Origin of the sequence: Kitasatospora sp. NPDC028055, assembly GCF_040637885.1 — a bacterium.
GTDB lineage: Bacteria > Actinomycetota > Actinomycetes > Streptomycetales > Streptomycetaceae > Kitasatospora.
In genome coordinates this window covers 53,001-71,722 of the sequence record NZ_JBEZXE010000034.1, presented here as the reverse complement: position 1 = coordinate 71,722, position 18,722 = coordinate 53,001, and the positions used below count along the sequence as shown (strand labels likewise).

The 18,722-nt window shown below is 72.9% G+C and carries 15 protein-coding genes; 5 read left to right on the top strand and 10 right to left on the bottom strand.

Annotation, left to right across the window (positions count from 1 at the left end; genetic code table 11):
* Positions 1 to 4 precede the first annotated feature (4 nt).
* Complete coding sequence (locus AB0F71_RS27980) at positions 5 to 904, bottom strand: ABC transporter permease subunit (protein ID WP_360239544.1); 900 nt, start codon at positions 902 to 904, stop codon at positions 5 to 7.
* On the bottom strand, positions 888 to 1,904 hold the full coding sequence (locus AB0F71_RS27975; RefSeq protein ID WP_360239541.1) for an ABC transporter ATP-binding protein: 1,017 nt from the start codon (positions 1,902 to 1,904) through the stop codon (positions 888 to 890). Before AB0F71_RS27975 ends, AB0F71_RS27980 begins: the two co-directional genes overlap by 17 nt.
* A 222-nt stretch (positions 1,905 to 2,126) precedes the next feature.
* Here AB0F71_RS27975 and AB0F71_RS27970 point away from each other — a divergent pair, with 222 nt between their 5' ends.
* The 4 genes from AB0F71_RS27970 to AB0F71_RS27955 are packed head-to-tail and all read left to right on the top strand — an operon-like array spanning position 2,127 to position 5,935.
* Positions 2,127 to 2,567, top strand: coding sequence for a hypothetical protein (locus AB0F71_RS27970; protein ID WP_360239538.1), 441 nt, complete (start codon positions 2,127 to 2,129; stop codon positions 2,565 to 2,567).
* A gap of 13 nt (positions 2,568 to 2,580) precedes the next feature.
* Positions 2,581 to 4,869: a hypothetical protein gene (locus AB0F71_RS27965; RefSeq protein ID WP_360239535.1), complete on the top strand. Its 2,289-nt coding sequence runs from the start codon at positions 2,581 to 2,583 to the stop codon at positions 4,867 to 4,869.
* Positions 4,866 to 5,420, top strand: a complete 555-nt coding sequence (locus AB0F71_RS27960; RefSeq protein WP_360239532.1) for a hypothetical protein — start codon at positions 4,866 to 4,868, stop codon at positions 5,418 to 5,420. The genes AB0F71_RS27965 and AB0F71_RS27960 overlap by 4 nt, the downstream gene beginning before the upstream one ends.
* Entirely contained in the window at positions 5,417 to 5,935 is a 519-nt protein-coding gene (locus AB0F71_RS27955) for a hypothetical protein (protein WP_360239529.1), read from the top strand. The genes AB0F71_RS27960 and AB0F71_RS27955 overlap by 4 nt, the downstream gene beginning before the upstream one ends.
* Before the next feature lie 28 nt (positions 5,936 to 5,963).
* Here the strand turns inward: AB0F71_RS27955 and AB0F71_RS27950 are convergent, their stop codons facing one another.
* From AB0F71_RS27950 to AB0F71_RS27915, 8 genes are all read right to left on the bottom strand, one after another.
* Positions 5,964 to 6,560, bottom strand: a complete 597-nt coding sequence (locus tag AB0F71_RS27950; RefSeq protein ID WP_360239526.1) for a hypothetical protein — start codon at positions 6,558 to 6,560, stop codon at positions 5,964 to 5,966.
* Positions 6,561 to 6,744: 184 nt separating this feature from the next.
* Positions 6,745 to 7,491, bottom strand: coding sequence for a nucleotidyltransferase domain-containing protein (locus tag AB0F71_RS27945; RefSeq protein ID WP_360239523.1), 747 nt, complete (start codon positions 7,489 to 7,491; stop codon positions 6,745 to 6,747).
* Positions 7,492 to 7,537: 46 nt separating this feature from the next.
* Complete coding sequence (locus AB0F71_RS27940) at positions 7,538 to 9,916, bottom strand: LD-carboxypeptidase (protein WP_360239520.1); 2,379 nt, start codon at positions 9,914 to 9,916, stop codon at positions 7,538 to 7,540.
* A 1-nt stretch (position 9,917) separates the two neighbouring features.
* Positions 9,918 to 11,942, bottom strand: a complete 2,025-nt coding sequence (thrS, locus tag AB0F71_RS27935) for a threonine--tRNA ligase (protein WP_360239518.1) — start codon at positions 11,940 to 11,942, stop codon at positions 9,918 to 9,920.
* Between the two features lie 64 nt (positions 11,943 to 12,006).
* Positions 12,007 to 12,861 carry a class I SAM-dependent methyltransferase gene (locus tag AB0F71_RS27930; RefSeq protein WP_360239515.1) on the bottom strand — a complete coding sequence of 285 codons (855 nt, stop codon included), beginning with the start codon at positions 12,859 to 12,861 and terminating at the stop codon, positions 12,007 to 12,009.
* On the bottom strand, positions 12,852 to 13,901 hold the full coding sequence (locus AB0F71_RS27925) for a hypothetical protein (RefSeq protein WP_360239513.1): 1,050 nt from the start codon (positions 13,899 to 13,901) through the stop codon (positions 12,852 to 12,854). Before AB0F71_RS27925 ends, AB0F71_RS27930 begins: the two co-directional genes overlap by 10 nt.
* 2 nt (positions 13,902 to 13,903) lie before the next feature.
* Positions 13,904 to 14,905, bottom strand: coding sequence for an amino acid--tRNA ligase-related protein (locus tag AB0F71_RS27920; protein ID WP_360239511.1), 1,002 nt, complete (start codon positions 14,903 to 14,905; stop codon positions 13,904 to 13,906).
* 70 nt (positions 14,906 to 14,975) lie between these two features.
* A complete protein-coding gene (locus AB0F71_RS27915) occupies positions 14,976 to 17,342 on the bottom strand; it encodes a lantibiotic dehydratase (protein ID WP_360239509.1) in 2,367 nt (788 codons plus the stop codon).
* Positions 17,343 to 17,605: 263 nt separating this feature from the next.
* Between AB0F71_RS27915 and AB0F71_RS27910 the strand changes: the two genes are divergently transcribed.
* Positions 17,606 to 18,661 carry a serine hydrolase domain-containing protein gene (locus tag AB0F71_RS27910; RefSeq protein ID WP_360239507.1) on the top strand — a complete coding sequence of 352 codons (1,056 nt, stop codon included), beginning with the start codon at positions 17,606 to 17,608 and terminating at the stop codon, positions 18,659 to 18,661.
* The last annotated feature ends 61 nt before the right edge of the window (positions 18,662 to 18,722 follow it).

The window sequence follows — 18,722 nt, the reverse complement described above, 5'->3', positions numbered from 1 at the left end:
CCTCTCAGACCTTCTCGTAGCGGCGCAGCAGGAGGCGATAGGAGCCGGCCACCATCGCGACGGCGACGAGTGCGAACACCAGGGTGCCGAACGCCCCCGGGGCGTGCCGGCGGTCGATCCCGGACCCGAGGTCGAACACCTCGTTGACCAGCGCCTCCACCAGGCCGTTCGGCGAGATCAGCGAGGTCCACTGGGCCGCGTCCGAGCCGCCCGGGCCGGGGTTGCTGATGCCGACCACGACCGCGGCGAGGGTCGAACTCACCACCAGGTAGCCCATGATGGCGGCCACCCCGAAGCCCCGGCGTGGGGTGCTGGCGGCGATCACCAGGGCCACCGAGGTCGGCACCAGGGCGTAGAGCACGGCCGCCACCAGGCCGTAGAGGAACTGGCCGGTGTTGTGCCCGAAGTCCATCCCGGCGAGCAGCGCGCCCGCGTACAGCACCAGCAACGGGGCTGCCATCAGCAGGAACTGGGCGCAGGCCATGGCGCCGAACTTGGCCCGGACGTAGTCGGCGCGGGTGATCGGTCGGGAGAAGTACAGCGGGACGGTGTGGTGGCGGAGGTCCCGGGAGAGCAGCACCGGCGTCTGGGCGGCGAGGAAGATCGACACCACCAGGCCGAGGCTGGAGAGGTAGCCGGCGTACTCGACCGGGAGTTCGTCCCGCTTGAGGTAGACCGCGCCCGCGACGAAGATCATCGCCGGGACGGTGACCACGCCCAGCAGCAGCATCGGCAGCACCTTGGACTTGCCGGAACGGCCCAGGCCGTAGGCGGCGCGCAGGCTCTGGGCGAAGAGCGAGCGGGTGGCGTAGGCGCGGCCGAGACGCGGACCGGTGTAGCCGCGGTAGCCGATGTCGTGGATGACACCGGTGTCGGCGGGCCTGGTGTCAGGAGGCTGCGGCATCGTCCGTCCCTCCCCTGGTGCTCCGGTCGGCGCCGCCGTGGTACGCGTCGTACTCCGGGGCGTCGGCTTGGTCGTGGTCGGTGAAGAGTTCCGCGACCCGGTGCCGGCGCTGCTCCAACCGGACCAGGCCGAGGCCGAGTTCGGCGACCGTGTCGCGGATGGTGTCGTAGGTGGACTCGCCGTCCAGCCGGACCAGCAGCAGGTGCGAGCCCTCCGCCCGGACGTCCAGCCCGCTGGCGGCGAGCCGCTCCCGGACGGTGGCGCCGGGCTCGGCGGCGGCGTCCTGCGGGAAGTCGGTGACCTCCACCGCGAGGACGGCGGTCGCCTCGGTGAAGGAGGCCGTGGAGGAGGAGCGCAGCAGCTTGCCGCCGTCGATCACCACCAGGTGGTCGCAGGTCCGCTCCAGCTCGCCGAGCAGGTGGGTGGTGACCAGCACCGAGATGCCGAAGTCGGTGTGCACCCGGCGGATCAGGGCGAGCATCTCGTCCCGGCCGGCCGGGTCCAGACCGTTCGTCGGCTCGTCCAGCAGCACCAGCTTCGGGTCGTGCACCAGCGCCTGGGCCAGCTTCACCCGCTGCTTCATGCCGGTCGAGTAGCCGCCCATCGGGCGGTACCGCTCCTCGTACAGGCCCACGTGCCGCAGCGTGTCCGCGGTGCGCTCCCGCGCGGCGGTCGCGGGCAGCCCCGCCATCCGCGCCATGTGCACCACGAACTCCGTCGCCGAGACGTCCGGTGGCAGGCAGTCGTGCTCGGGCATGTAGCCGACCTGCTCGCGGATCTCCGAGCCCCGGGTGGCGATGTCCAGGCCGAGCACCTCGCCGCGGCCGGACGTCGCCGGGGCGAGCCCGAGCAGGATCTTGATCAGGGTGGACTTGCCCGCCCCGTTGGCCCCGACCAGCCCGACGACCCCGGGCCGTACCTCGACGGTCAGCTGGTCGAGCGCGGTGACCCGGGGGAACCTCTTGGTGAGGCCCTCGGTCTTGATGACAGCAGTGGACACGCCCTCAACGTAACGTTCCCGCGCCGCAGGGGGCATGAGCTGGAATGACGAGGCTTCGCGGGGCCTTCTGCTGCTGCGGTATGACGCCGGGACCGCTCTCCCCTAAGGGTCGGGTAAAGGACGGCCCTTGGAGGTCACTTGTAATCTTGTCGGATTCTTAGCGAGCAGCGTCACCAGCGAAGGTGCCGCGCACCGCGTGGACACCGAAGGAGGACGGACCAGATGTCCGACCGGGCAACCGAGTTCGACCGGATGATGAATCCGTGGGCCTACGACGCCGACGGCAACCTGACCGACCGGGCCCGTGCGCAGGAGGCCGCCCGCACCCAGCTGAACTCGGCGAAGTCGCAGGCCGGGGACGGCGGCGGAGGCGGCGGCTTCACCGTCGACGCCAACGCACTGGGCACCGCCGCCACCAACTCCGACCAGATCCACGCCCGGCTGAACACCGACGGGCGCGGCGCCGACGAGGCCACCGCCAAGGTCAGCACCTCGCTCGCCAACTGGAGCACCGGCAAGGCCGCCAAGAGCGCCGCCGACACCTGGGACCAGTGCGTGGCCGCCCTCGGCCAGACCATCGGACAGACCACCCAGGCGCTGCGCACCAGCGCCACCACCTACCAGCAGCACGAGCAGACCGTCCAGCACGACCTGGGCGCCTGAGGAGGACCGGGACATGGTCGACTTCCACGAACTCAGCACCGCCGACTTCGGCTCCCTCGACGCCGCCGCGACCGCCTGGACCACCGTCGCCCAGAAACTCAAGTCCATGGACGACGACTGGAACAACACGGTGATCGCCCAGGTCAACTCCGAATGCTGGGTCGGCAACGCGGCCGACCAGGCGAGACCCGGGCTCAAGCGCACCAACGACCAGTTGACCGACGCCACCACCGAGGCGAACGCGCTGGCCTCGATCTTCGGCGACGCCGCGACCGAGTTCAAGGCCGCCAGGACCAAGCTGGACAAGGCCGTCCAGGACGCCCGGACCGCCGGACTCACCGTCGGCTCCGACGGCACCGTCTCCTGGCCCCCGGCCGACTCCGCCACCCGGCACGACCCGGACGGCCTCAAGGACTACCAGAAGGAGTGGCGCGGCAAGGCCGACGCCGCCCGCGCCGCGATCGACGCCGCCGTCGCCGAGGCCACCGCCGCCGACGAGCGGATCGCCTACGCGCTGACCTCCGACTCCGGCACCGACAAGGACCACTCCTTCAACGGCAAGGCCATCGGCGGCGGCCCCGAGGCCGACGGCACCCGCGCCGCCCAACTCGCCCGCAAGGGCGGCGACATCAGCGACGCCGAGCTCACCGAGCTCAACTCGCTGCTGTCCTCGCACCAGGACGACCCGAAGTTCGCCACCAAGTTCTACCAGGACATCGGCCCGGACGGCCTGATCAAGTCCTGGAACAGCATGGTCGGCGACCCGGGCCACTACCGCGACCCCAAGGACCCGCGCTGGAAGGCCTACCAGGACCTCCAGAAGAACCTCGGGCTCAACCTGGCCACCGCCACCCGGCAGAGCAACCAGCCGCACCTGTCCGACGAATGGGCCGCCGCCCTGCGCAAGGCCGGCGCCCAGCCGGTCTGGGACAAGCCCTACCGGGCCTCCGGCTTGGACTACCAGCCGTACGGCTACCAGGTCCTCTCCGGCATCCTGATGAGCGGCAACTACGACCCGCACTTCATCGACCCGATCGCCCAGCACGTCACCCAGCTCGACACCAACCGGGAGAAGTACTGGCCCGCCCCGCCGCAGGCGGTCGCCGACAGGGTGCACGGCTTCAACCTGCTCGGCGGCGACGGCGGCCTCGGCTTCCAGCCCACCACCGCGGTCATGCAGGCCCTCGCCCACAGCCCGGCCGCGGCGACCCAGTTCTTCACCGAACAGCCCACCGCGTACAACGAGGACGGCACGGTCAACCCGGGCGGCAAGGCCAAGCCCGCCGACTACCTCACCTACTACTCGCACGACAAGGACTGGCTCCCGGACACCAACTCCCTGCGCGACCCGAACGCCCTGGACCAGAGCAGGCACGCCGGGCCCACCGCCTTCGGCCACGCCCTGGAGGCGGCCACCACCGGCCACCCGTACGACGTCCCGGCGGACGTCCCGCCGAAGCCGCACACCGCCGACCAGGCCAACCTGATGCAGCGGGTGGTGGACACCTTCGGCACCCACGGCGACAACGGGGCGCTGGACGACATCAAGGGCGACGGCAAGTTCTCCACCATGCGGACGAGCCTGGGGCACATGACCGCCGAGTACATCGGCGACGTGCAGAACTCGGTGGTGCACAGCGATGTCCTGCCCGTCAACGGCGCCCCGGCGCACCTCAACGGCGCCGCGGTGCACGGGCTGCTGGACGCCCTCGGGCGGGACCCGGAGGCATACGGCTCGGTGGTCAACGCCGACCAGGCGTACACCACCGCCCTCGTCCGCGGCCACCTGGACGGCTCGACCGACTTCCCCCGGCTGGATGCGGACATCAGGCACGACGCCTTCGCCGGCGGGATCGTCAACGGCATCCTCAACGAGGCCCGGATCGACGAGGTCCACAACCAGCACGCGGCCGACGACAAGGCGTACAACGACGCCCTGGAGAAGAACGTCGGCTATGCCAAGGAAGCCTTCAACGCCACCATCGGCAAGGTGACGGAGAAGATTCCGCTCGGCAGCGAGCTGTCGGGCCAGTTGGTCGACTCGATCGCCGACAGCGTGATCGAGGCCAACCAGCGGGACACCACCGAGGACGGCCGCCAGGAGGCCCGCAACTACTCCTCCGAAGCCCAGCAGTACGCGGCACAGAGCATTCAGCAGGCGATCGCGGACGCCAGCCAGACCTCCGGGCTCAGCAAGGCGGACCTCGACCGCATCTCGGCGGACGCCACCGACAACCTGCTCACGGGTTACGCCGCCGGTGTCTCGAACAACAGCAACGTCAACTCGAAGGGCAGCTCGTGAACCGGTCCTCGGGCCGCCGATGGCCGCTGCCCGCCGCGCTCGCGGTGCTGGTGGCGGCCGCCGGGACGGTCGGCTACCTGGACTGGCGCGGGCACCAGCCGGTCGAGAAGCCCGGTCGGGCAGCGCACCTGTGCGGGGCGCCCACCGGGAAGGACACCCCGCTGGGGCGGCTGCTGCCGGAGGGCAGGCAGGACGTGGAGGAGACGACCGACGGCCCCCCGGACGGCCCGGTGTCGTGCACGGTCAGGGTGGACGGACGCGCCGCCCTCACCGTCACTGCCGCCCACTTCGGCGGATCACCCGTGCTCCCGCCCGAAGCGGCCCAGCACCCGGACGCGCACGCCTTCACCCAGGACGGCCCGTCCGCGTCCTGGACCGGCACCGCCACCCTGGCCCGGACCTGTCCGCCCACCGAGCCGCCCGCGTTCGGCTACGTCGTGCTGTCGCTCACCGCCGGTGAGGCCGCCCGCACCGACGGAAACCGGCAGGTCGATCTCGAACAGGCCGCCCTGGCCGCGTTTGCGAGCCAGTCGAAGGGAGTCTGCCGGTGAAGCACATCAGGACCCTGACCGTGGGCGCGACGACGCTGGTAGTGCTCGGCGGCGGGCTGCTCGGCTGGCACGTGTACCTCGACCGCACGGAGTACCGGCCGCCGGCCGTCTCCCTGTCGCACGGGGAGTGCGAGGGCACCCTCGACGACCCGGGTTTCGCCGCGCTGCTGGGCGCCACCCCGCGGGTCTTCGTCGACACCGACTTCCGCACCGGGACCGCGGAACTCAAGCCGCGCTTGCGCTGCTCGGTCCAGGGGCAGGGTGAACGGCGGGTGCTCGCCTACGCGTTCAACACCGATGAGGCCACCGTGACCGCCCCCGGGGAAGCCACCTTCACCTGCACCCTGAACGGTAAGGCCGAGCTGTACTGGGCCGCCCTCCGGCCCGACAGGCAGTTCCCCCAGGCCGACCTCCCCGCCCCGGACCGCCGCGACGCGTTGCTGACCGGCTTCGCCCGGAAGGCGGCCGGGAAGCTCGGATGCGCCAACGGCGCCGAGTCGTTCACCATCAAGTGAGCGGCCCGGCGCCGTGAACGGCGTCACCTCAGGAGCTGGGGCGCTCCCACATCTCGACGACCTTGCCGGAGGCGTCGAAGGCGACCTTGTAGTCGCCGCTCGAACAGGGGTAGGAGCCCTTCTGGTTGCCCGGCGTGGCGATGCACTCGTTGATGTGCTTGGCCAGGTCGGCCGCGTTGACGTCCTTCGGCGCGGCCACGACCGACTTGAGGTGGCCCTTGGCGTTGGGCGCGAACTGCGCGGTCTTGTCGGCGCCGACGGGCTCGTGGGCGACGTCGTTCACACCGCAGGCGTCCTTGGTCTCCTTGTAGACCAGGGCCGTCGCGGTGGTGCCCTTCGCCACGTCGACCCACTTCTGCCCGGCGGGCAGCGGGGCGCTGGTGCAGAAGCCCTCCGGGCCGCCGTCGGTGGGCTTGCCGGTCGGGGCGGGCTTGCCGGTCGGGGCGGGCTTGCCCGTCCCGGTCGCCGGGGCCGCGGTGGGCGAGCCCTCCCCACCGGTGGCCGGGGCGGTGGTGGCGGCGGCGCCGGCCCCCTGGGTCGACGGGTCGTCCGGGCCGCAGGCGGCGAGGCCCAGCGCGGCGGTGGCGACCAGAGCGGCGACGAGCAGACTCCTGGATGCAGACATGACGAAAGAACCCCCGTTTAACGCATGATCAGATAAAGGTGCGGCGCACAGATTAGCGCCTCCCTCGACCGCACCCGTCCTGACGGCCGCCGTGGCCCACCCGGGCGAAGGTCTCCGATCACGACGAAGGGCGCCCTCCCGCAGGGGAGGACGCCCTTCGTCGTGCTTCGGGGGACATGGGTGCTCAGCGGCCGACGCCCACGGCGACGGAATCGATGACGCCCTGCCAGGCGCGGTGGTAACCCTCGCGGAGCGGGCCGCCGGCGAGGTCCAGGACCTCCGTGCCGGCCTCGACCAGGGCTGCCGGATCCCGGGTGGCGGCCAGCCGGGTGTAGGCGTCGAGCAGGGCGGCACCGCGCACCGGGTCGGCCTCCAGGAGGCGCCGGGGCAGCCACTTGCCGCTGCCCGTCCAGGCCCGGTGGTGGTCGCACAGCAGGTCGGCGGCGGTGTTGACCACCACGCCTGCGGTGAACAGCAGTTCGGCCGGGTCGGTGGCGTCGCGCAGGTCGTCCAGCGCGTCCGTCAGGCCGTAGCGCTTGGTCTCCACGGTGTCCGGTTCGAGCGCGGGCGGGCCCTGGCGCAGGTCCTCCTCCGCCAGCGCGCGGGCCCGGCCCGCCTCCCCGTCCACGTCGACCAGCACCAGGCCGGTGGCGTACATGCTCTGCAGGACGGCCCGGCGGGTGGCGACGTCCACCGCGAAGAGGTCGCGCAGGCCGGCCCGGGTGTGGACGAACAGTTCCACGACCCGGCCCTCGAAGCGGAGCGTCTCCCGGTAGGTCTCGCCGCCGCTGGGCACCAGGACCGCGAGGTCCAGGTCGCTGGTCGCGCCCGCCCGGCCCGAGACGGTGGATCCCGCCAGGACCACGGCGAGCGCCCCGGGGAAGCGGTCCCGGACGAGGCGCCGCGCTTGGTCGATCGGATCAGGTTGCATCCGACCACGGTCCCACAGCTCCCGGGGCGGTCGCCCGCCGGGGCCGTCACGCCTCCGGCGACACCTCCGCCGCCGGGTCGCGGTAGAGGGAGGCGCCGAGCGCGGGGAGCCGTTCGACGGCGTCGACGTCGAACCCGGCCGCGGCGGGGAGGGCGAGGGCGGCCCGCAGCGCCTCCTCCATGGCCACCTGGGCGATGCCGGCCCCGAGGCAGAAGTGCCGCCCGTGGCCGAAGGCCAGCGAGGTGCCGGAGCCGCGCGGGGTGCCGGGCGCCGTCCCGCCGTCGTTGCCGGCCTCGACCGAGGCGGCCCAGGCCAGGACGCCCACCACGCGTTCCCCCGCCCCGATCTCCCGCCCGTGGAAGGCGATCGGGCAGCCGGAACGGCGGGGCGCGAAGTGGAACCCGGTGTCGTGGCCCAGGCACAGCTCGACCAGGGCGGCGAAGTCCCCGGCGGCGGCCAGCGCCCGGGCCTGCGGCGAGTGCCGGACGAACCGCAGCGCGCCGGTCAGCGCGTGCGAGGTGGGATCGAGCGCGCCGGTGACGACCTGCATGTAGACGGCGGCCAGTTCGCGCCGGGACAGCTCCACCCCGGCCGCGTCCAGCTCGGTCAGCAGCCAGTCCTGCCCGCCCCGGCTGCCGCGCTCGGCCAGCCACTCCTCCAGTTCGCCGATCCGGTCCAGGGCGGCGCGGGCCATTGCGACGTCCTGGCCGTCGTTGGAGAGGTAGCCGATGGTCGCCGCGGTCATCGAGCGGAGCAGGTCGACCTCGTCGGCGGTCAGCCCGAGCAGCAGCGAGAGCATCGCCTCGCTCACCGGCCGGGCGAAGGTGGCGACCGGCCGGTGGCGGTCGGCCCGCTCGACGATCCCGGCGAAGGCGGTGCGGAAGGCCGGCCGCAGCTGCTCGGCGCGGGCCCGGGAGAAGGAGCGGCGCAGCGCCTGGCTGGCGGTGCGCTGGACGGGTGCGTCCGAGAACACCGGCCAGCAGCCGAGGAAGGCCTCCAACTCCTCGACGGCCTCCGCCCCCGGGGCGCCGACCAGCGCGGGCTCCAGCGGGGAGGCGCCGCGGGCGACGAAGCGGCGGTCGGTCAGCATCTCCCGCACGTGCACCGGATCGGTGACGTACCAGGAGCGGGTCGGCTCGTGCCAGGTGGCGGCCTCGCCGGCGGCCCACAGCACCGAGTAGGCCCGGTACGGGTCGGTGGTGAGCAGGCCGTCGACGTCGCCGTGGGCGGGGCAGCGGGCCTCGGCGGGCTCCGCCGGGGCGGGGCCGTGCCCGTGGGCGGGCGGGCGCGGGGTTCCGGACATGGGGCGGGCGAACCTTTCTGGCTGTGCTGCTGCTTCCGGCCGGGCCGCGGGAACGTCCCGGGTGCCGTCCCCGGGACGGTCGGCGGGACGGTCGGCGGGGGAGTCCGCGAGCGGGTCCCCGAGGGCGTCGAAGCGCAGGGACACCCGGCCGCCGGCCTCCGCCGTCAGTTCGGCGGTCCGGCGCAGGGCGATCGACATGATGGGGTCGACGTGGCCGAACGGGAGGTCGGCCACCACCGGGATCGCCAGCGGTCCGGTCACCTCGCGCAGCCGCTTGAGGACCGTCCCGGCGTCGATCCCGATGCCCCGCGGGATCCGCCCGAGGGCGAGGCCGCGGAGGTGGCCGAACTCCTCCTGCTGGCTCAACTGGTGCACCAGCCGCAGGGCCTGCCACTCGAGTGCGCTGTCGGAGATCTCGACCAGCAGGATGCGCCCGGAGAGCCGGGGCCAGTACCGCGTCCCGGCGTGCGACATCAGCGTCTCCAGGTTGAGCGCCAGGACCTCGCCGCGCCCGACCCCCTCCCTGATCACGACGGGGGCGGGGGCCCGCACCTCGGCCCGCCGCACGCCGTCCTCGGTCTCCCAGCGCAGCCGTTCGTCGACCCGGGTGTCGGCCCAGGACGCCTCGTACGCCTCACGCCTGGTCGCCTGCAGCAGCGAGTCCAGCGCGTACCGGCGCACGCCCCCGAACTCGCCGAACTGCGGGAGCACGGCCGGACCGTAGACGCTGGCCAGCCCGGCCCGTTCGCTCAGCAGCAGGTGGAAGGAGCTGGTGTCGCTGTAGCCGATGAACCACTTCGGGTTGGCCCGGACCAGCTCCAGGTCGACGGAGTCCAGCAGTTGGTGCGAGGCCCAGCCGCCGATCGCCGACACGATCGCGGTGACGCCCGGGTCGGCGAACCCGTGGTGGAGGTCGGCGAGCCGGGTGGCGACGGTCTCCAGGCCGGGCTGGCGGCTGTCACTGACGTGGGCGCCCAGCCGGACCTCGAACCCGCTGCGCTCCAGCTCCCGGACGCCCCGGCGCAGCCGTTGGCCGAACCGGGACGCCGTGTTGGAGGACAGCGACACCACCAGGATCCGGTCGCCGCGCGCCAACGGCGGTGGAAAGGTGACGTCCCGCATGTCACCCGTCGCTGCTCGGCCGCACGACGGCGGTGGGGCTGTCGGTCTCCCGGGAGGCGATGGTGGCGAGGATCCGGTCCGCGATCTCCGCGAGCGGGACGTCCGACTCCTGCGAGCCGTCCCGGAACCGCAGCGACGCCGTCCCGGCGGCCACGTCCCGGTCGCCGGCGACCACGACGAAGGGGGCCCGCAGGCGCTGGGCGTTGAGGATCTTCTTCGGCAGGCGGTCGCTGGACGCGTCCAGCTGGGAGCGGACGCCGGCGTCCCGCAGGCCGTCGAGGAAGTCCGCCAGGTACTGGGTGTGGCCCGCCTCGGCGTCGGCGCGCACCGGCACACCTGCCACGTGGACGGGGGCCATCCAGGCCGGGAACTGGCCGCCGTAGTGCTCGATGAGCACGCCGAGGAAGCGCTCGAGGGAGCCGAAGAGGGCGCGGTGGATCATCACCGGGCGGACCCGGGAGCCGTCCGCGGCCTGGTAGGACAGCTCGAACCGGGCCGGGGTCTGGAAGTCCAGCTGAATGGTCGACATCTGCCAGTTGCGGCCCAGGGAGTCGCGCACCTGGACGCTGATCTTGGGGCCGTAGAACGCCGCGCCGCCCGGGTCCGGCACGAGCTCCAGACCGGTCGAGTCGGCGGCGGCGACCAGGGCGGCGGTGGCGTTCGCCCAGTCCTCCTCGCTGCCGATGAACTTGTCCGAGTCGTCGCGGGTGGAGAGCTCCAGGTAGAAGTCGCGCAGGCCGAAGTCGCGCAGCAGGTCGAGCACGAAGGCGAGGACCGTCTTCAGCTCCTCCTGGATCTGCTCCTGGGTGCAGAAGATGTGGGCGTCGTCCTGGGTCATGTTCCGCACCCGGGTGAGGCCGTGCAGGGTGCCCGAGCGCTCGTACCGGTGCACCGAGCCGAACTCGAAGAGCCGCAGCGGCAGTTCCTTGTAGGAGCGGCCGCGGTTCTTGAACACCACCGCGTGCATCGGGCAGTTCATGGCCTTGAGGTAGTACTCGCTGCCGTCCACCGCCATGCCGGGGAACATGCCGTCGGCGTAGTACGGCAGGTGCCCGGAGCGCAGGAACAGCTCCTCCTTGGCGATGAACGGGGTGTTGATCAGCGTGTAGCCGGACCGGCGGTGCTTGTCGAGCGAGTAGCGCTGCATCTCGTCGCGGATCGCGGCGCCGTTCGGCAGCAGGATCGGCAGGCCCGGGCCGATCTCGTCGGCGAAGGTGAACAGCTCCATCTCGGAGCCGAGCCGGCGGTGGTCCCGGCGCGCGGCCTCCTCCAGGAAGGCGCGGTGACGGGCCAGGGCCTCCTCGTCCGCCCAGGCGGTGCCCTTGATCCGCTGGAGGCTCTCGTTGGCCTCGTCGCCCCGCCAGTAGACGGCGGACGAGGACTCCAGCTCGAAGGCGGTCAGGTAGCCGGTGTCGGGGGCGGTCACCTCGGTGCCGATCCCGGTCCACAGCGGCTCGGCGCCCTGCGGGCCGACCGACTGGCGGAACGCGCCCGGGGCGTCCTGGCCGGGCTCGTCCTGGCCGAACGCCTCCTCGGCGATCTCCCGCAGGAAGCGGTTGCCGTCGGCGGCCCCGGCGGCCTCCTCGGCGGAGGCGAGCCGGAGCGCGTCGATCGGCAGGCGGCGCCTGGTGATCCGGCGCATCCGCTTGTCGAGCCGCTTGAGCACCTCGGGGGTGACCGGCGCCAGGTCGGCGAAGTCGACGTGGAAGCCGTCCTCGGTCAGGCCCGAGCCGGCCGGCAGCGCGTCCGGGAACTCCTCCCGGACGGCCATCGCCAGGACCAGGGCCGCGGTGGCCCGCAGCACCCGCAGGCCGGCCGCGCTCCCGGCGGTCAGCACCCGGGCCTCGCCCGCCTCGGCGAACGGCTGCCGCAGCGGCTCGGTCCGGCCGGCCGCTTCGACCGCGACGACCGTGCCCGGACGGCCGACGGTGCGGGCCTCGCCCTGGAGCAGGGCGAAGGGGGAAGCGTCGGCTTCCACGGAGAGGGGGAGGTGGGGGTCCTGCTCCAGGACCGGTGCTTCAGCCATTGTTCTGTGACTCCGTCGCGGTGGCTTGACTTGTCGTTGGGTGCGGGCTCGCCGCTGCTCGCCGCTACTTGCGGACGAGGTGGAACACGAGGTCGCCCGGGTACTCGCCCTCGCCGAAGGGGGTGCCCCGGTAGTCCGAGTCGATCCGGACCACCTCGAAGCCCGCGCGCTCGACGAGCGGGACCACTTCGCCGAGGAAGTAGTAGCGGGTGTGGTAGTGCCAGTGCAGGTCGTAGGTCTCGCCCTCGGGCGTGGTGACCGTGTAGTCCTCCTCGACGAACTGGGTCTGCCGGAAGTGGTCGCGCTCGTTGACGTCGACCACGCGCTCGATCCGGTTGCCGTCGCCGTCCTCGAAGACCTGGGAGACGATCCGGCCGGTCTTGGCGAGCAGCGGAACCGACGGGTTGAACAGGTCGAAGACGAAGACGCCGCCCGGCCGCAGGCTGCGCGCGACCCGGGTCAGGCAGGCCTCGAACTCGGCCGGGTCGGTGACGTGCTGGAACACCCGGAAGGGGGCGATCGCCATGTCCAGGCCTTCGGCCTCGAAGTCCTGGATCAGCCCGCAGTGGGTCTCGACCGTGTCGATGCCCCGGGCGCGCAGGCTGTCCGCCAGGACCTCGACCTCGTCGGCGTCCATGTCCACCGCGACGATCCGGGTGTCGGGCAGGCGCTCGGCCAGCTTCAGGGTGACCCGTCCGGTCCCGCAGCCGAACTCCGCCAGCCGGCGCGGTGCGGCCTTGACGACCTGCTCGACGTAGAACTCCACGTCCTCGGTGCGGGTCTCGTAGACGAGGTCGTAGACGGCCGCGACGTTCTTGTACGTGCGGGACCGCGCGGCGGTGCCGTTCGGCGCGGCGTCGTTCGGCGCGGCGTCGTGGGTCTGGGTGTCGTGCGTCGGGGTGTCGTGCTTCAGGTCCACAGGTTGTCCTCCAGGTGTTCTGACCAGATGCCGTCGAGGTCGGCCGGCGCGAAGCCCTCCGCCGCGTAGAGGCCGGCCAGCCAGGCGCGGAGTTCCGACCGGCCCAGGCCGGACCGGGTCACGGCGGCGCGGCAGGCCTCCAGGTACTTGCGCAGGAGCTTGGTCCTGGCGTCCCGGTTGCACGGCCGCAGTCCCTCGTTCCAGAGCACCGCCGAGACCAGGAAGGCGTCCTGGAGGTGGCGGTTGGTCCAGCGGTCGGCGGTCGGCCCGGCCGGGAACGGGAAGGCGTCCAGGACGTGGTCGAGGCCGAGCTGGGCCCGCAGGATGGTGGTGTCGCCGAAGCCGACCTCGGTGAACGGCTCGGTGATCGGCTCGGTGATCGGTGCGGTGTCCGGTGTGCCGGCGGGCACGAAGTCGATGTAGTTGCCGACGTCGTCGTACTCGCCGGTCACCGGGTGGCGCAGCGCGACGTTGAAGTTCACGCCGTGGACGCCGGGGATGCCGACGGTGTGCGTGTAGTAGCGCGGGTCCCGGCTGTCCCACTCCACCCGGACGTGCTCCGCGAACACCCCGACCGCCGGGAAGAGGCCGGGGTGTTCGCGGCTGGCCCGGACCAGCACGTCCGCGGGGGCGAACCCGCAGTGGTCGAGGAAGAAGGCCAGCGTGCGCTCGGCCGGGGCCGTGCCGGAACCGGCCGGGAGCACGATCGAGAAGTTGGTGAAGTGGCCGCCCCAGCCGAACGGGGTGACGCAGTCGCCGAGCGTCCTGAGGTTCTGCGTCCGGACGGCGGGCTGGACCGCCAGGATCCCGCCGTCCGGAATGCCCCCGGGGATCCAGGGCTTCAGCGCGCTGATCGACGATCCGACGAGGTGGACCGAGCGGTCCGCACCGGAGGTGATGCGCACCGCCGGAACCTGCCGGGCCTGCGGGTGGGCGGCCACGAAGCCGTCCGCGATCCGCCGCCGCAGCGCCGTGGTGGACGCGGTGTCGCCGTCGGCCCCCGCTCTGCGGGCGGGGGCCACGAGAACGGACCCGGCCACGACTAGGGAGCCAGGGTGAGGCCGTTGAGGCGGGGCACCAGCTGGAGGTCGCGGATGTCGTCGTGGCGCAGCAGCCACATCAGCCAGCGCTCGACGCCGAGGCCGAAGCCGGAGGTGAGCATCGGGCGCTCGGACTTCATCCGGACGTACCAGTCGTACTCCTCCTCGGCGACCTCGTGGTGGGCGAGCGCCTTGCGGGTCTGCTCGCCGTCGACGTGCCGCTCGCCGGCGCCGACGACCTCGCCGATGCCGAGCAGCAGGTCGGCGCAGCGGGCCTTGTCCGTGCCGGGCTCGTAGGCCTGGTAGAAGGGGACGGACAGGTGGTCGAAGTGGCTCAGCCACAGCACCGGGCTGATCTCGTCCATGAGCCGGCGCTCGCCGGCCCGGGTGATGGTGCGGAAGCCGGCCGGGTCGTGGCGCACGCACTCCGGGTCGTTGCCCAGGTGCTCGACGGCCTCGTCGACGGTGAGCTGCGGGATGACCTCCGTCTCGGCCATCCGGACGATGTGGTCGACGGTGCCGGCCACCGCGGCCAGCTCGCTCTCGAACTCGCGCAGCGCGGCGCGGGCCAGGGTGCGGGTGTACTGGCCGACGACCTCCTGGACGTCGGTGAGGCCGCCGATGATCTCGGCCTCGCTGTGGAAGAACTGGTTGAGGTGGGTCTTGTCGGCCTCCTCGCCGCGGAAGCTCGGCATCAGGTACCAGGCGCCCTCGGGGGCGATCCGACAGCCGTACTCGAGCAGGAACTGCATCGAGTCGGCCAGGTACACCTTCTCGCCGAACAGGTCGATCTGGACCGGCAGGCTGTCGCTGCCCAGGCCCATCGGGCTGGAGACCGAGCCGGTGGTGATCGGCAGGTGCAGGTTGAGCGTGCGGCGCTCCTTCCAGAACTCGGCCGTCGTGTGGAGGAGTTGGTCCTGCAGGCGGACCAGGAGCTGCATGGCCGGGTCGTCGAGGATCTTGAGGAAACGGTCCGGGTCGGTCACCGCGGCAGTGGGCTTCATTCCTGAGGCACCTTTCAGGTGAGGTTGCGGGAACAGTACTCAGAATTTGACTCAATGGTCAACGGATTAGTCACAAAGTCTTGTCGACGGCCACGACGCGGAATTCAGCGGTGTATCCGTCGCCGTCCGCGTCGCGCAGCCAGGTGTCCGGCAGGTCGGGCAGCAGTTCCGTCAACCCGATGGTGCCGGAGGGGAGTTCGGCAGCGCTGCGGACGGTGCGGGCGAACAGGTTGACGAGTGGGAGGCTCTCGAAATCGAGGAACGCCGGCTTGTCCTCGGTGGGCGAACGATAGAAAACCCGTTCCGGCAATTCTGCCGAGGCGCGCCAGGCCCGGGCGGCCAGGAATCGTTCGGACTCGTCCTTCACGGAGGTCCAGGTCAAATCCGCCGCCGCGAAGGCCCAGGACTCCCGGGCGACCACCAGCCGGTCGACGACCACCCTAGGCCGGTGCGCGGCCGCGGCGAACGGCTTGAAGCTGTTGACCGTCACCCCGGACAGGACCTCGCCCAACATCTCCAGCAGGTCGCAGCGGAATCCGCCGTCGGCCGACCGGACGACCAGGGCGCCGTCCTCCCGGTGGACGGACAGGTCGGCGAGCGCCAGGACCGGGCCGGCCGGCTCGACGCTGGGCGAACGCAGCGTCCAGTACGTGTAGTCGGGCGACAGCAGCGCGGACGGCGGCGCCAGCCGGGAGGTGACGGTCGGCCAGTCCTTGGGCGGCACCAGGTAGACCCGCCGGCCGGCGTGGTCGGCCGCGTCCGCGGCGCGCAGCCGGTCCGGGTCGGGATGCTGCTCGACGAACACCCGGCTCTCCAGGGTGTTGAGCGCGGTGTGCAGTTCGCCGAGCACGGCCAGCCAGCGCCCCTCGGCGACGTCCGCCGCACTCGGCGCCGCGAGCATCAGGTCCGGGGAGTGGTGGACGGCGGCGGCCCAGGGCAGCGGCGCCGCCGGGAACTCGCGCGCGAACCGCTCGGTCAACTGCTCGCTGGTGAAGAGCCGCGGCCCCGGATCGTCCGCCTCGCCGAGCACCCGGGCCCACCGCTCCTGGAGCTGGGCGACGGCGGTCCGGACGGGGGCGGGCAGTGCCCGGGCGGAGTAGAAGAGGTGCGGCGTGGCGGCGGCCAGCAGTCGGGCGAGCGGCATGGCGGTCTCGCCGCTGCGGGCCGACCAGCGGTCGTACATGCCCAGGAACAGCGTGCGGTACTCGGCGGCGATCCGGCCCACCAGCCAGCGCGCGCTGTCCAGCACCAGCCCGAGCGGGGCGGCGAGTTCGTCGCGCAGCTCGGTGCCGAGCCGGACCTCGACGTCCCGTACGCAGTCCTCGTAGACCAGCGTCCGGCCGGCGTAGTTGCGTCCGTGGTGGCGTTCGGCGGCCGCGCCGGTGGCGCTCAGGAAGGCGGCGTTGAGCCCGTCCATGGCCGTGGCGAGCGCCTGCGCGTCCCCGGCCGCCGCGGCGACGGCGTCGCGGGCGCGGCAGAGACCGTCCAGGACGGCCAGCGCGCGTGCGCGCACCGCCGGGTCGTCGATCCGGTCGAGCTTGGCCCGCAGGGTCAGCTCCGGCCGGGCCTCGATCGGGCCCTCCAGATCGAGGGTGATCAGCTCGCGTTCGCGCAGGTCCGCGAGCAGGGCCAGGGTGTCCGCCTCGGCGCCGGCCGCCTCGGCGGACAGCGCGGCGTGCACCTCGCGGGCGGTGCGGCGGCCGTCGCACCGGGCGAGCACCGCGTGCTCCCGTGCGGTGAGCGGTTGCTCGCCCTTCCCCGCGCGGTGCAGCACGCCGTCGCCGAGGCGGTCGGCGGCCGAGCGGCGCGGCGTCAGCCAGGGGGCGAGGTCCGGGTCGGCGGCGAGGGCCCGGGCGAGCGTGTCGATCGCCCAGGACTCGAAGTAGACGGTGCGGTGGGTGAGCATCCCGGCCCCGTTGCCCGGCCCGTTGCCCGGCCCGTTGCCCGGCCCGCCGCCGGTCCCGCCGCCGGTCTCGACGGCGATGGCCTGCGGCCGGTCGTCCCAGCGCGCCCAGCCGACCGGTCCGAAGAAGCCGATGGTGTCGTTCTTCAACGCGTACCGCTGCAGGTAGCTGGTGACGGTGAGTTCGTGGGAGCGGCCGCGCGCGTTGCGCGGCTCACCGGCGGCGGCCTTGTCCAGGCAGTCGGCGACCAGGCGCCGGTTCTGCCAGGTGACGGCCTCGCGGAAGCGCGGCTCGCCCGCCGTGGCGCGCACCGCCGCGGACAGCCGCGCCGTCGCCTCCCGGTAGGTCTGCCGGTACTCGTCCGGGCCGATCGTGCCGGCGAGGGCCCGGTCGGCGGCGGCCGCCAGCTCGGGGTCGGCCAACGCCCGGATCCGGCCGGCCGAGAAGCCCGCACTGCGCAGCACCGCGTCCCGCCACAGGCGCCAGCCGGTACGGCCGAGCGGAACGGTGTGGTCGGTGGGTGACTCGGCCATGTCGGTCCTCGCAGTCGGAGCGGATGGATGGCGTCGGGGCGTGCGGCGCGGGGCGTGCGGCGCGTGCGGGGCTCGCCGCGCGGAACCTGCGGCGGGGCGCCCCGGCTCCGCGACCCGGCAGGCCGGAACGATACGCAGAATGTGACTCGATGGTCAATAAACTCTGTCAAGCTCCTTGAGAAGACTCTTCCGGGCTGGCATCGTGAACGCCCGCAAGGCATTCGACAGCCACGAGAGGACAGGCTTTGAAGGCGATCAGGAATGTGCGCGACCGAGCCCTGGCGGCGATCCAGGAGGGCACCCACCTGGGCATCCAGCTCCAGGTGTCATGGCGCGGCGAGGTGCTGCTGGACGAGGCGTACGGCGAGGTCGAGCCCGGCGTCCCGCTGACCACGGACGACCTGCTGCCGTGGATCTGCTGCACCAAGCTGCTGGGCGCGCTCGCGATCGGGCAGCAGCTGCGGGCGGGAGCCGTCGCCCCCGACACCCCGCTGGCCGAGCTGGTCCCCGAGTACGCGGTGGCCGGCAAGGAGCGGGCGACGCTGGCCCACCTGATGTCGCACGCGCTGCCGTTCCGGCCGGAGAGCGTCGACCGCCCGTACTCGGGCCTGAGCCACCGGGAGGCCTTCGAGGCGGCCTGCGCCGTCGAGCTGACCGGCGAACCCGGCAGCGGCGGCTGGTACAGCGCCATGGAGTCCTGGGTCGTGCTCGCCGAGATCGTCCAGCGGCTGACCGGCCGGGACTACGCCGAGTACGTGGCCGAGCGGGTGCTGCGGCCGCTGGGCATGACCCGCACGGTGTTCGCCGCGGCCGGCACCCCGGCGGCCGAACCGCCGCGCGCGGTGGGCCTGTTCGAGCAGGTCGACGGCCGGCAGGTGCCCACCGGGCGGGTCTCGGCGAAGGTGCTCGCGCCCCACCTGCCCGGCACCGGCGCCTGGGGCCCGGCCAACGAGCTGGCCCGTCTGGTCGACTGCCTCGCGGCGCCCGAGCGGTGGCCGGACCTCGGCCTGGACCGCGCGACGGTGGACGTGCTCGCCGCCGACCACCGCTCCGGGCTGCCCGACCGCAACTTCGGTGACCTCGACCTCGCCTGGGGCCTGGGCATGTGCACCGACCGCGCCTGGTACTCCGCCCCGGCCGGCGCCCGGGTCGCCGGGCACACCGCCTACGGCTGCGGCATGGTCGTCGCCGACCTCGACCAGGACCTGACGGTGTCCTTCCTCTCCAGCAGCGTGGTGCCCCCGGGCGGCAGCGGCAGCCGGCTGGAGAACCTGATCGTGCGTGACCTCGGCCGGGCGGTCCGGTCCGGCGCGGCCTGAGCCCGCCGGGCGCCACGCAGCGCCCGGCCGTCCCGGAAATCAGCCCGGAACGCCTTGACCG